8 protein-coding genes are annotated in these 13,323 nt (G+C 37.3%); 4 read left to right on the plus strand and 4 right to left on the minus strand.

Features of this window, described 5'->3' with window-relative positions; genetic code table 11:
• Window positions 1-194: 194 nt before the first annotated feature.
• The 4 genes from QL232_RS02490 to QL232_RS02505 all read left to right on the plus strand — a co-directional run bounded on the left by QL232_RS02490 (window position 195) and on the right by QL232_RS02505 (window position 7,969).
• A complete protein-coding gene (locus tag QL232_RS02490) occupies window positions 195-3,125 on the plus strand; it encodes a TonB-dependent receptor (protein ID WP_168882406.1) in 2,931 nt (976 codons plus the stop codon).
• Between the two features lie 19 nt (window positions 3,126-3,144).
• A complete protein-coding gene (locus tag QL232_RS02495) occupies window positions 3,145-4,779 on the plus strand; it encodes a RagB/SusD family nutrient uptake outer membrane protein (RefSeq protein WP_281612931.1) in 1,635 nt (544 codons plus the stop codon).
• A gap of 69 nt (window positions 4,780-4,848) precedes the next feature.
• Window positions 4,849-6,159, plus strand: coding sequence for a DUF3472 domain-containing protein (locus tag QL232_RS02500; RefSeq protein ID WP_281612932.1), 1,311 nt, complete (start codon window positions 4,849-4,851; stop codon window positions 6,157-6,159).
• 253 nt (window positions 6,160-6,412) lie between these two features.
• The gene (locus QL232_RS02505; RefSeq protein ID WP_281612933.1) at window positions 6,413-7,969 is read left to right on the plus strand and encodes a sulfatase; all 1,557 of its coding nucleotides are present in this window, start codon (window positions 6,413-6,415) and stop codon (window positions 7,967-7,969) included.
• An 86-nt stretch (window positions 7,970-8,055) separates the two neighbouring features.
• Here QL232_RS02505 and QL232_RS02510 read toward each other — a convergent pair whose 3' ends face one another.
• From QL232_RS02510 to QL232_RS02525, 4 genes are all read right to left on the minus strand, one after another.
• Window positions 8,056-9,459, minus strand: a complete 1,404-nt coding sequence (locus tag QL232_RS02510) for an MFS transporter (protein WP_281612934.1) — start codon at window positions 9,457-9,459, stop codon at window positions 8,056-8,058.
• A 7-nt stretch (window positions 9,460-9,466) separates the two neighbouring features.
• Window positions 9,467-10,636 carry an AGE family epimerase/isomerase gene (locus QL232_RS02515; RefSeq protein ID WP_281612935.1) on the minus strand — a complete coding sequence of 390 codons (1,170 nt, stop codon included), beginning with the start codon at window positions 10,634-10,636 and terminating at the stop codon, window positions 9,467-9,469.
• Between the two features lie 346 nt (window positions 10,637-10,982).
• Window positions 10,983-12,176 (minus strand): glycosidase, encoded by a 1,194-nt coding sequence (locus QL232_RS02520; RefSeq protein ID WP_281612936.1) that lies wholly within the window; start codon window positions 12,174-12,176, stop codon window positions 10,983-10,985.
• Window positions 12,176-13,300, minus strand: coding sequence for a glycosyl hydrolase (locus QL232_RS02525; protein ID WP_281612937.1), 1,125 nt, complete (start codon window positions 13,298-13,300; stop codon window positions 12,176-12,178). Before QL232_RS02525 ends, QL232_RS02520 begins: the two co-directional genes overlap by 1 nt.
• Window positions 13,301-13,323: the final 23 nt, after the last annotated feature.

The following is a 13,323-nucleotide window of genomic DNA, read 5'->3' on the forward strand; positions in this document are numbered from 1 at the left end:
AATTGAAGTCTTAATGTTGTTAATAATTGTTTATTTAAAAATTTATATAATCAAACATATTGTATTAAATAATAAAAATTAATAATTATGTAATGTAGATAAAAACATAAGCAAACACTGACGTGAACAACTGATGAGATCTACAAAAGCAACCATAACAACCAATTGAAACATTTATCAATTAACATACACTTATGAAAAGACTAATATTCACTCTTACCATTATTCTATCCTCTTTACAACTACTACTCGCACAAGACAATGTGTTAACTGGTGTTGTAAATGATGGAGGTGCCAATTCAACATTACCGGGTGTATCTGTATTAATTAAAGGAACGACCAAGGGAGCTATCACCGATTTCGATGGTAAGTTTTCGATTCCTAAACCTAATCAGGGAGATGTTATCGTTTTTACGTATGTAGGGATGAAATCTCAGGAAATAACTTATAATGGTCAGAAAGACATTGACATTACACTACAACCCGATGTGAAAGAACTAGATGACATCGTCATTGTAGCTTATGGCGCTCAGAAAAAGACTTCAGTAACTGGGGCTGTAGCCAAATTAGATTCTGAGGAATTGGTAGATGTAACGACACCCAATGTATCAGGAATGCTTCAAAGTAAGGCAGCAGGGGTACAAGTAGCAAGTACTTCTGGTCAGCCGGGAGCAACAACAGAAATTCGTATTCGTGGTAAAGCTTCGATGAACGCTTCTATTGATCCATTATGGGTAGTAGATGGAGTAATTATGCATGGTGTACCGGAAATTAACCCGGCAGACATTGAAAATATCTCTATCTTAAAAGATGCCTCAGCGACTTCACTTTATGGTTCTAGAGGAGCCAACGGTGTTGTGATGGTGACAACAAAGAGAGCTAAAGACGGAACTTCTCAATTTAACTTCTCTGCCAAGTCAGGTATCACACAACTGAACCAAGGTAACTTCGAATTGATGGACGGTCAGGAAATGGTCAACTACTACAAGAAGTTTCCTAACCAAGGAGATATTCCTGCCATGATTACCGACAATTACAGTCAATTAGCCAAACAAAATTACGACTGGGTCGACAATGGTACACAAAATGGTATCGCTCAGGATTATAACTTAAGTTATACTGGAGGTACAGACAAAATCAGAACGTTTATTTCTGGTGGATACTATAACGAATCGGGTGCTGTTCAAGGGTTCGACTATGAGCGTTATACTACGCGTATGAACTTGGATTACTCAGTAAATGACAAGCTGACTTTCAAGCCTAAAATAGCCTTAACGTATAAGGAAACGGAAGATAGACAACACGATTTGTACGAAATGTACAGAAACATGCCTTGGGATAATCCTTACGGAGCCGATGGCAAACCTGTTAATCCAAGAGATCCTAATGTAGTTTGGTACGGTAGAGATATGAATAACTACTTGTATGATTTACAGTGGAACTATGGTGAAACAAGTAGCCTAGACATGATCGCTAACTTTGATATTGAGTACGATATCTCTAAGCATTTCAAGTTTGTATCGACGAACTCTATTACTACGATGAACGGTAATACCTATTACTACACAGACCCTCAGTCGATTGCAGGTGAGGCGATGATTGGTAATATCAACCAAAGTAAATCGAACGGAGTGAACCGTTTTACTAACCAAATGTTACGTTACTTCAATACTTTTGGAAAGCATGATATCAATGCGTTAGTCGCTTATGAATACAACGATTATGCATTCAATAATATCAGTGCACAAGGTAATGGTATCATTCCAGGAACAAAGATTTTAGACGGTACGGCGATTCCTCAAACGGTACAAGGTACTAAGTATGACTATGCTTTACAGTCGTTCTTATTCAATGCGAATTACTCTTATGATGAGAAATATATGGCCCAGTTCTCATTCAGAACAGATGGTGCTTCTAACGTAGGAATTAATAATAGATACGGCAGCTTCTTCTCGATTAGTGGTGGTTGGAACATCAACAACGAAGACTTTATCAATTCTAACAATATTACGATGTTTAAGCTAAGAGGTAGTTATGGTTCGTTGGGTAACAGACCTGAGTCGATGTACCCTTACCAGAATTTATACTACTTAGACTACAGCTATAATGGTATTCCTGCAGCAATTCCAGGACAATATCCTAACTATGATTTAAGCTGGGAGAAGTCTTACCAAGGCAATATCGCCATCGATTTTGGATTATGGGATAAGCTAAACTTTACGGTGGAATACTATAATATCAATACTTCAGATTTATTGTATTACGTAAAACTTCCTTCTGTTAGTGGATTCGATGGATATTGGGAGAATGTTGGTGGCGTAACCAATAAAGGTTTTGAATTCTTTATGTCTTATGACGCAGTTCAAAGAAAAGACTTCAGCTTAGGTTTTGATTTCAACATTGGTATCAACAGAAACCAAGTAACTGAAGTATACGAAGACCAAGATGTAATCAGAGGTAATAAAATCACAAAAGTAGGTTCTGATATCGATACTTGGTACTTAAGAAAGTGGGCAGGGGTAGATCCTCAGACGGGTAACCCAACTTGGGAAAGAGTCGATCCTGAAACAGGTGAAGTAACTATTACTGACGATTACGCTCAGGCGACATTGCAAGAGGTGGGTACTTCTACACCGAACTTCCAAGGTGGTGTAACGCTTAGAGCAGAATACAAAGGTATTTTCTTAAACGCCAACTTTGCTTACTCACATGGAGCCATGATTTACAATATGGCTAGAGAAACTTATGATTCTGATGGTGCATATGCTTCTTATAACCAAATGAAGTTACAAGACGGTTGGAGCCGTTGGGAAAAGCCAGGCGATGTAGCTACACACCCAAGAATGGAATACAACAACCAAAGCCAGTCGAACAAACCTTCTTCGAGATACTTGGAGGATGGTAGCTACCTGAGATTACGAAACCTATCGTTTGGATATCGTTTACCAAACAAACTGACGGAGAAGATGAACATTAAAAATGCTAGAATTTACTTCTCAGGAGACAATTTATGGACATTAACTGGATATTCTGGAATGGATCCAGAAGTGGGAGATGGCTCAGATATGAGTGCTTTCTATCCTGTTCCTAAACGTTTTATGTTCGGTCTTAATTTTTCATTCTAACCTAAATTCTTGATAAAAAATGAACTACACTAAATATATATTTCTAGCATTTATAGTTTCCCTTTTCTACTCTTGTGATATTCACAGAGACCCTTATAACTCTATCGATGCAGACGACCTTTTGGGTACTGAGGCGGGACTACAAACAGCAACGAATGGTAATTATGCCAATTTGAAAGGAAAGAAAGATGAGTCGGCTTGGTTTGATGACTGGCACCGAATTACGGAATATCCTACAGATAATGTATCCTTAAGTGGTACAACAACAGACCCATTATTTTATTTCTACAACTTTAGAAATATACCGAATAACTCTCGTTCATCAAGATTCTGGAGTTACTCGTACAGAACGATTGTAGGGTGTAACCAAATTATTGAGAAAGCAGAAAAGGCAGTGTCTCCTTCTATGGATCACCTGATTGGAGAGAACTATTACCTAAGAGGCATGTTGATGTTCTATTTGGTGAATGTATACGGAAGACCTTATACGCAAGGACCCGATAATTTGGGAGTACCGATTAAGTTATCTACGGATGTAACGGACTTACCACCAAGAGCAAAAGTTGGGGAGGTGTACGAACAAATCCTTGAAGACTTAAAGATGGCAGAAGAGCTGATGACATTGAACAAAAGCAATGTGTATGCAAGCAAAGAAGCCGCTCAAGCTTTACTATCAAGAGTATACCTTTATATGGATGACTTAGATAACAGTATTGAGTATTCGAATAAAGTGATCAACTCTGGTAAATACAGCTTATTAAGTACAGAGCAATTGCGTCGTTCGATGGAGTTGCCACCGGAAGGAAATCCTGAAGAAATCTTCTCTTTGAAATTCACAAAGGACGCAGATTACGGTCATGGTTGGTATACTGTAGGTGGTATGTACGCCACAATTCAGAATGTTGGTTGGGGTGAGATGTATGCTTCAAAATCATTTGTTGATTTGATCAATCAAAACCCTGAAGATGCTAGAAAATCTCACTTCGAGGCGCAGTACCTAAAAGATGAGGCAGGGGCACAAATTCCTTCGGTATTCTGGGTAAACGAGAATTACCAATATGTACAGGAAACACTGATCGATGATTCATATATTGTATTTAATGAGAAAGAATATACAATCCATACAGAAGAGATAGAAGGGGAAACTTTACATTACTTTATCGATGATATGTCGAACAAACAATATGTAAAGAAAGACCATTTAATGGAAGATAGAAACGGTTACTTCAAGTACTTTATCTACAAGTGTTCAATGCAAGAAGGTGAGCCTCACTTATGGTCTCCAACAGTATCTAGACTTGGAGAGATCTACTTGAACCTTGCGGAAGCCTATGCGAAAAAAGGAGATGTATCGAATGCTTTAGCGAATGTCAATATCATCCGTCAGAGAGCAGGTATTCCAACCGTTAGCAACATTGGTGATAAAGAATTAATTGATGTTGTATTGGACGAAAGAAGATTAGAATTGGTTTGGGAAGGACATCGTAAGTTTGATGTATTTAGAAATAATAAAACCATGGATAGATTATATCCTGGTACTCACTTAAGTGGTACAGATGCTTACGAGGTGATTCCTCCAACACATAATAGAGTAATAGAATTTATCCCAGAAGATCAAATTCTAGTACAACCAAATTTAGTACAGAACCCTTAATACTATTACTAACATTGAAGCATTGGGAGGATACTATTTTCTCTCAGTGCTTTTTAACTACCCCTTATCATGAGAAAAATTGTATACCTTGTTTCCCTATTTTCTTTATTATTTACTGCCTGCGAGACAAAACAAGCAGGTACTCCCTTTGAATTAAGTATTGCAGAGAATGCTTGGTTGGATGTGGCAAAAGGCCGACTGACAGGTATTGATACTGCAGGAATTAATGAGTGGGATGGACAGGAAAACCTTGATGTGTATTTCTTTGCTGAAAAGAGTGGTACCATTAAGTTGAAAATGAAAGGGAGTGCCCCTCAGGGTACATCACTTGAAGTCGCTTTAGGAGAAACCGAAAAGACAGGACAGTTAAAAGGTAAAAAGTCGGAAGTGCTGTTGGGGACTTACGAAATTCAAAAGGAAGGTTACCAATGCATCACTATCAAAAATACATCTCAGAAGCCTGTCAATATTACTTCTTTAGAGGTAGTTCCATTATCAGAAAATGCATTCTACAGCATCCCGAAAGACAATCCTTACTTTGGTAGAAGGGGACCATCAGTACACCTTAACTATCAATTGCCAGGAGAGGCAAAAGACAAGGACATTCAATGGTATTACAGTGAAATAGAAGTTCCTGAAGGTCAAGATGCGTTGGGTTCTTATTTTATGGCCAATGGTTTTGGAGAGGGATACTTTGGAATACAAGTCAATAGCGAAACAGAGCGTCGAATTTTATTCTCAGTTTGGAGTCCTTACCAAACCGACAATCCTAATGAAATTCCTGAAGATCAAAGAATACAATTAATGAGTAAAGGAAGTGGTGTACATACTGGAAAGTTTGGAGATGAAGGTTCTGGAGGTCAGAGTTACAAAGTGTTTCCATGGAAAGCTGGAGTACCGTATAAGTTTTTACTAAAAGGTGAGCCTGTAGATGCAACTCATACACAATACACAGCCTACTTTTATGCCCCAGAAAAGGGACAATGGGATTTAATTGCCAGTTTTAAAAGACCAAAAACACATACTTACCTTAAACGTTTCCACTCGTTCTTAGAAAACTTTATTCCTGAATATGGTACAGAACAACGCATGGCATTGTACAAAAACCAATGGGTGGGAGATAAAGAAGGAAAGTGGTATCCGATAGAATCTGCTAAATTTTCTGCAGATGCCACAGCAAGAGGTTTACACCGATTTGATTATGAAGGTGGGGTGACCAAAAACGAATTTTACCTAGAAAACTGTGGCTTCTTTAATAATGAAACAGCAGTAGGTACAGAATTTAAAAAAACGAAACCATCAACGTTGGAACTTGATGTAATGAATATAGAAAAAGTAGCAATGAAAGAGAGTAGATCTAATACGAAACAAAGATTGTAATTAGATTAAATATTGAATTGATGACGATTCTCACTTGATAAGAAAAGGCCGTAATAGACTGTTACGGTTTTTTTTATTTTACAGATTGATACCCCAAAACAACGACTCCAAGCCTATAGGTCAGATATTAGACCGATATGATTGAAACACAAACCAATCTTAGTAGAAGAAAATCTATGTTTATACTGTTCAGTTGAACCAAAAAATATTGGGGTGATTGAACAGTATCAAAACTTCTGAAATCAAGATCGGTATGAAATTTTTTAATGCAAATTTAAAAGTAAGCCTAAGCTTTTTAATAATATTCTTATCTCCTTTGGTGGTATATAGTCAGAAACCAAATGTATTGTTTTTAACCTCCGATGATCTAAACTTTGATTCTATTGGAGCGTATGGTTCAAAAATAAAAAACACCACCCCTAACATCGATAACCTATCTAAACAAGGGATGCTTTTTGAGAGGGCCTATGTACAAGCACCAAGCTGTTGTCCGTCGAGAAATGTTTTTCATACAGGTCAATATTCACATAATAGTGGTGTAGAAGGATTTTATAGTGTGGATTTCCCTCAGGCAACATTGCCAGAAGCACTTAGAGGGAATGGCTACTTTACAGGTATCGTTCAGAAAGTAATTGATTCTACCCCCACAAATAATGTTGATCAATATTGGGACTATGTGGCTGATTTTGATAAGCTCAACTCAAGAACGGCATCAAAATATAAGTTGGCTTTTGCAGAGATTGTACAAAAAGCAAAAGACAATGACCAACCTTTTTATGCGTCGGTGAATGTACAAGATCCTCACTTACCATTTTATCGAGGAGAGAAAACAAAAAAAGGATTTGATAAGAATCCTCCTTCGCTAATCTTTGATCAAGACGAAATTCCTATACACCCTGTTTTACCCCAGTATGATCATTTTAAAGAAGAGATGACCGATTACTACAATACTGTAAGAAGAGGGGATGATTGTATCGGGGATATCCTAGCTGTATTAAAAGAAAAAGGAGTGATAGACAATACCATTATCGTTTATGTATCGGATCATGGTATGGCTTTTCCGTTTGTGAAATCAAACTTATACCCTCAAAGTGTGCGTACCCCATGGGTAGTCGTTTGGCCTGGAGAAGTGAAAAAAGGAAAAAGAGACAAAACGCATATGGTATCGGCAATTGATCTGATGCCTACAATATTGGAGGCTACAAATACTGAAACTCCTGGTCCATTAGCAGGACGTTCGTTGCTACCAATAATGAAAGGGAAATCTCAGGAAAATCGCGATTATGTTTATGTAGAACATAATGAGGGACCGACTGCAGATCCAAGACCTATGCGAGCGGTACATTCTAAAGATTTTGTCTATATTTTTAATGCATGGGGCACTGGAGATTACCATGCGATTATGGAATGTCGTTGGTATAGATCGTATGCTACTTACAATAAATTATCACAGGATCATCAAGAAGTAAAAGATCGCTTCGAGTTCCTAAACTACCGTACAGTTGAAGAGTTATACGACACTAAGAATGATCCTTATTCTAAAAATAACCTTATCAATGATCCTAACTATGCAGACGTAGTGAAAGATTTACGTACTCGAATGGAAACTTGGATGAGAGCTACCAATGATTACGCTTTAGAAGGTTTCTTAGTAAAAGACAATGAAGACGAACTTCGAAAGTTTATGGAAAAAAGAGTTAGTATCTCTAAAGAAAGAGCTACCCGTTTAGAGTGGAAAAGAGAAGTGAAACATAAAAACCGCCCTCAAGGAAAATTGACGGAGTTAGGGAGTGCGAATATTGTGCAATAGATCATTTTCTCTGTATACAAAAAAAGAGATATCGAAGTATCGTTATCTCTTTTTTGTATTCATTTATTTTTTTGAAAAGCTAACTCTTACCTTTCATTCTCTTCCCTCAATGATTTCTGAACATCAGTCATAAACGATTCCGTCAGTTTATATCTAGTCAAGAATATCACAGAAAGAATTGCACCAATGGCAGGGATGATACTTAACATCATCTTTAGTCCATTGATCGTTTCTTGTGATGCTGTTGTATTGGCTTCAAATCCAAAATAAGATAATAGCCAACCAGATAAAGCACCGCCTAGCGTCCACCCCATCTTTTGCGACATAGACGAAGAAGAAAAGATAAGTCCCGTTGACCTTCTTCCTGTTTTGTATTCCGAATAATCGGCAATGTCAGCATACATCGACCACATAAGCGGGAATACCATGCCTGCGAATAAACTAATGCCTCCTTGTAGGATATAAATAAGCACCAATTGATCTGATGATAATAAATAGAACATGAAACTTAGGATAGCAGCACTTACCATAGCCATCATAAACGTATTTCTTTTACCCATTTTGTTGGCTACAGATGCTGAGATGACTACTCCAACTAGATTAGATAATTGCCCCACTACCAAAAACAGAGAACTCAATGTTAAGGATAGCCCGAAGAACTCCAAGTTACTTTCTGAAGCAATAAAATATTTAAAATAATAGATCGATACACCGTCTCGAATTGAATTGAAAATCAGACAAGAAATGCCTGCACCCAACATAATAAACCATTCCTTGTTTTTAGAAAGGTTCTTAAGATCCTGTAATGTATTCGTCTTCTGTTTTTTAGGTTTTACTCTCTCTTTAGTTCCCAAAAATGTAAGGAAAAATAGAGCAGTGGTGAAGATAGCAAATACAGTCATAGTACTTTGCCAAGCTACTTGAGGGGTATTCGATTCCTCGAAGAATTTTACCAGTGGTTCTGCAGTGGCTAGCACAAGAATACTTCCCGCAAAAGCAAAAATAAAGCGATAGGAAGCCAATGATGTTCTTTCTTTGGGATTGGAAGTGATGACTCCAAGTAAGGAAGAATAAGGAACATTAATGCCGGTATACACCATCATCATGAGGGAATAAGTGATATATGCATAGATAATTTTATTCGATTCCGATAAGTCAGGTGTGGTAAATGTAAGTATACCAACAAGCCCAAAAGGAATGGCCATAAGCAATAAATAAGGGCGAAACTTTCCAAATCGGGTAGTGGTCTTATCACTTAGTATTCCCATTAAAGGATCATTGATGGCATCCCAAATTCTTGTGACCAAAAACATGGTGCCTACTGCAGCTGCCGAGATGCCAAATACATCAGTATAAAAGAACAGCATATACATTGAAAACATCTTCCAGAAGGTGGAAGAAGCAGCATCTCCCAATCCATAAGCAACTTTTTCTCTTAAGCCTACTTTTTCATGTTGATCAATGCTTTTTACTTCGGTTAGTGTTGCCATTGTCGAATTAGTTTAGTCGGTTAATCACTTCAATACATGCTCTGCTGTTGTGGTAAGGGCATTTCCAGAAACCAGCTTTGTAGGTGTCTTTCACAGAGCCATCAGCTTCTCTTCCCCAAAACCATTCGCCTTTCTCAGTGTCTATGATCTGTTTTTTAATGTATTCCCAAGTCATTAAAGCTTGGTCCATATACACTTGGTCTTGTGAATAATTATAGGCCATGACTAAACCAACCAGGGCTTCCGCCTGAGGCCACCAGTCAAAATCTTTATGAAGTTGTCCTTCTTCTAATTCATTCAATACAGCTCCATTTTTAGCAAAACCTTCCACAAGACAAGTGTCTACCATCTTCATGGCAATTGATTTTGTAGCTTCTTTTTTCTCACCAATAATTTGTGCTGCTTCATCCAAAAGCCAAGCTCCTTCAATATCATGACCATAGGAAATAACGGAAGCTGGCGTTTGCCAATCCATCTCAAAGAAAAGGTCAAGGTGAGTATTTTTTTTGTTGAGAATATTGTTAGAGAAAATATCGATCAATTCGCTGATATCTTCTTTTAATTGGGTATTCTTCCATACTCTATACAGGTTGGTAAAGGGTTCTAAAATATGAAGATGAGTATTCATAGACTTAGGGAAATTGGCATCTTTCTCACTTAATCGCATGTCATCAATAGATTGCCAGTTTCGGTCTAGTGCTTCGATATAGCCCTTATGATCATTATCATAAGTATATTTCTTAACTACTTCATAGCAATCAATCGCATGTTTTAATGCGGTATTATCTGCTGAGGCTCTGTAATATTCTGATAGTCCATAAATAGCAAAACCTTGTGCGTAGGTTTGTTTTCTGTCGGATGTTAGATTCCCCTTAAAATCAACAGCCCAATAAAAACCACCATATTCTGGATCTAAAAAATATTGGATCAAATAGTTATAGGCTCTTTTGGCAAGGGTTAAATATTCTTCCTTTTGGGTTTGAATATATCCTGCCGAAAAAGACCAAAGTAATCTTGCATTTAAGACTAGACTTTTGTCTGCTTTTTTATTGATCTCTAAGCTATTATTGATTTCTCCATAGAAGCCTCCGTATTCTAGATCTACAGTATTTTCACCCCAAAAATCAAGAATGTGATACAGTTCTTCTGTGATTTCTTTCTTTAAAGTAGTCGTCATTTCCTTTCATTTAGTTAAAAAAAGAGCATATAATCTACCAATAGCATTCGCAGTTAAGTACAAGTAAATAACCAATGAATGTTTTGTATATGGGGTTGTAGCTTAACAGATTATTGCGTTGAAAAACCACCATGTTTCAAGTGTTAAGTGTTAGCGTCACTTGGAACTGATCATTGGCGAAGTCTCCCGACTTCGAATATATAGTTCATACTTTCTTCGAAGTCAGGAGACTTCGCCAAAATGTAATCACAAGTGACGCCAATTGGCTTAACACTTGAGATATGAGAGATAGGATAAAATACCCGTTTTCATTTGTCCTGGTACTTATATGCTCAATTAAATCAGATTAGTCTAGTAAGTCTTTGAAAGATGTATTGTTATCAATCAAAGTATTAATCGTATTCACAGAAGCCGCTGAAGTCAGCTGATCTTCAGGAGTATTCTTACAGTAATCAATTAGTTTCTCTACCGTAGTTGTTGCCACATGCATACGCGTATCTGAAGAGGCATAGTAGATATAAATACTTCCGTCGTCATCACAAATCCAACCATTGGAGAAGACCACATTAGATACATCTCCAACTCTTTCTCCTTGCAAAGGAGCTATAAAGTGTCCATGAGGTTTGTGGGTCACTTTAGAAGGGTCATTTTTGTCTGCCATAAATACATAAAGTACATAACGAAGACCTGCCGCAGTATTTCTAACACCATGTGCTAGGTGTAAATAACCTTCTTCCGTTTTTATTGGAGCAGGACCTAAACCGTTCTTCACTTCATAAATGGTATGGTAAGTTTTGGCGTCCATAATCTCTTCGGTTTTCACTTCGGGATGTAGAATATCCTCACAAAGTCCAAAACCAATTCCGCCACCTTTTCCTGTATCAATAAATCCATCTTGAGGTCTAGTGTAGAAAGCGTATTTTCCATCGATAAATTCTTCATGCAGTACTACATTTCTTTGCTGTCCACTGTATGAAATTAAATCAGGGAGTCTTTCCCAAGTAAGGAAATCCTTTGTTCTGACAATTCCGGCTGATGCTACCGCTGTTGAAGTATCTCCCTCAGGAGCAGTTGGGTCTTTTCTTTCAGAACAGAATACACCGTAAATCCAACCGTCTTCATGTTGCGTAATTCGCATATCATATACGTTGGTATCTGGCTTTTCTGTTTGAGGTAAACTGATAGGCTTGTCCCAGAATTTAAATTGATCGATACCGTTTGGACTTTCTGCTACAGCAAAAAACGACTTACGGTCATTTCCTTCTACGCGGACAACAATTAAGTATTTACCTTTCCATTTAATAGCACCAGAATTGAAAGTGGCATTAAAACCAATTCTTTCTAAACCTAATGGATTGGTATCAGGATTGAGGTCGAAGCGCCAATGCAATGGAATATGTTCTCTTGTTAGAATAGGGTTTTTATACCTATTGTAGATACCATTTTTGCTAGGCAAAATTTCGTTTTTATCCAGTGTAAGCATTTTGTAATGCTCTAATTCACTCTGGATATGTGAAGGGAGTTGTGTTAAAGTTTCCATTAGTTATACACTTGAATTTCTTTATTTGTAAGAATGAGTTTGTTATTAGAGAACTCGATAAAATCTTCTGAAGATGGATGCCCTTTGAAAGGAACAAAGAAGTGGTTTTTCTTTTCCTTTTTCTTGTTGGCATTTCGCCAGACCATTACATAAGACATCGGTTGAATCTTGTTGGCTTCTTCAAGCACAGGTAGTAGTGTTTTTGAAAACCATTGGTAGTCTCTTACTGTTTCCAATCCTGTTTCTGAAAAAGCATAAAGCATCTTTTTCTTTGCCGCTAAAGTAGCTACAACATTAAGTTTCTGTTGAGCAAGCTGAATTCTACTTTCTTCTTTGAAATCATAGTAATTATCGATGCCTAAAATATCTACATAATCATCACCCGGATAACGTTGTAGGTATTCCTTTTCATTGGTAAAGTTTCGATCAGGAGAGAAGCATATGATAACGTTATCTACCTTTTTTCTGGTTCTTAAATAGTCAACAGTATATCTAAAAAGTGCGATATACTCGTCGTCAGTACAATTACCCATTCCCCACCAGAACCATTCTCCGTTCATTTCATGCCAAGGGCGGAGGATCACAGGTATATGATGACCATTTTTATCTTTTAGGCTTAACAGGAAATTGGCTACTTTATCTAATTTTTTATTGAAGTCATTGTGGTTTTTTCCATTCGGAAGGATTTCTTTAACGGTCTGCTTATCAGAAGTATCCCAAGAGTCTCTCCCTTCTGTTGAGAAAGTATGCCAGCTGATTGTGGAAACTCCTTGGCGTTCATGTGATGAGATAATATACTCTCGAATTTTATTGAAAGGTACATTATCAAGATTCTTAAGTGAATCAATCTGACCGATATCCCAACCGTATAGGGCAGGATAATCGCCGATGACATCTTTTACATCGGAACGCCCATCTTCGCCTATCCAATTTACACCATAAGCTAAATCGTCTTGATGTCCGAAAAGAATTCCCTCATCCTTTAAGGCTTCTAATCTATCAATCAATTGGGATGCAGGAGTAGAAGAAATATTTTGTGGTGGTTTAGGATTACAAGAAACAGAGAGTATGCAAATACATACAATACTGATCCTTGAAATATAGTTTTTAATTGATGTTTTCATTGTCTCTCGATTATTAGCTATTG

This window comes from Flammeovirga sp. SubArs3 (assembly GCF_947387565.1).
Lineage (GTDB): Bacteria > Bacteroidota > Bacteroidia > Cytophagales > Flammeovirgaceae > Flammeovirga > Flammeovirga agarivorans.

Coding starts and splice junctions, on each gene's coding strand:
- QL232_RS02510 (WP_281612934.1), bottom strand. CDS start 9,459: ATGGCAACACTAACCGAAGTAAAAAGCATTGATCAACATGAAAAAGTA.
- QL232_RS02490 (WP_168882406.1), top strand. CDS start 195: ATGAAAAGACTAATATTCACTCTTACCATTATTCTATCCTCTTTACAA.
- QL232_RS02515 (WP_281612935.1), bottom strand. CDS start 10,636: ATGACGACTACTTTAAAGAAAGAAATCACAGAAGAACTGTATCACATT.
- QL232_RS02505 (WP_281612933.1), top strand. CDS start 6,413: ATGAAATTTTTTAATGCAAATTTAAAAGTAAGCCTAAGCTTTTTAATA.
- QL232_RS02525 (WP_281612937.1), bottom strand. CDS start 13,300: ATGAAAACATCAATTAAAAACTATATTTCAAGGATCAGTATTGTATGT.
- QL232_RS02500 (WP_281612932.1), top strand. CDS start 4,849: ATGAGAAAAATTGTATACCTTGTTTCCCTATTTTCTTTATTATTTACT.
- QL232_RS02495 (WP_281612931.1), top strand. CDS start 3,145: ATGAACTACACTAAATATATATTTCTAGCATTTATAGTTTCCCTTTTC.
- QL232_RS02520 (WP_281612936.1), bottom strand. CDS start 12,176: ATGGAAACTTTAACACAACTCCCTTCACATATCCAGAGTGAATTAGAG.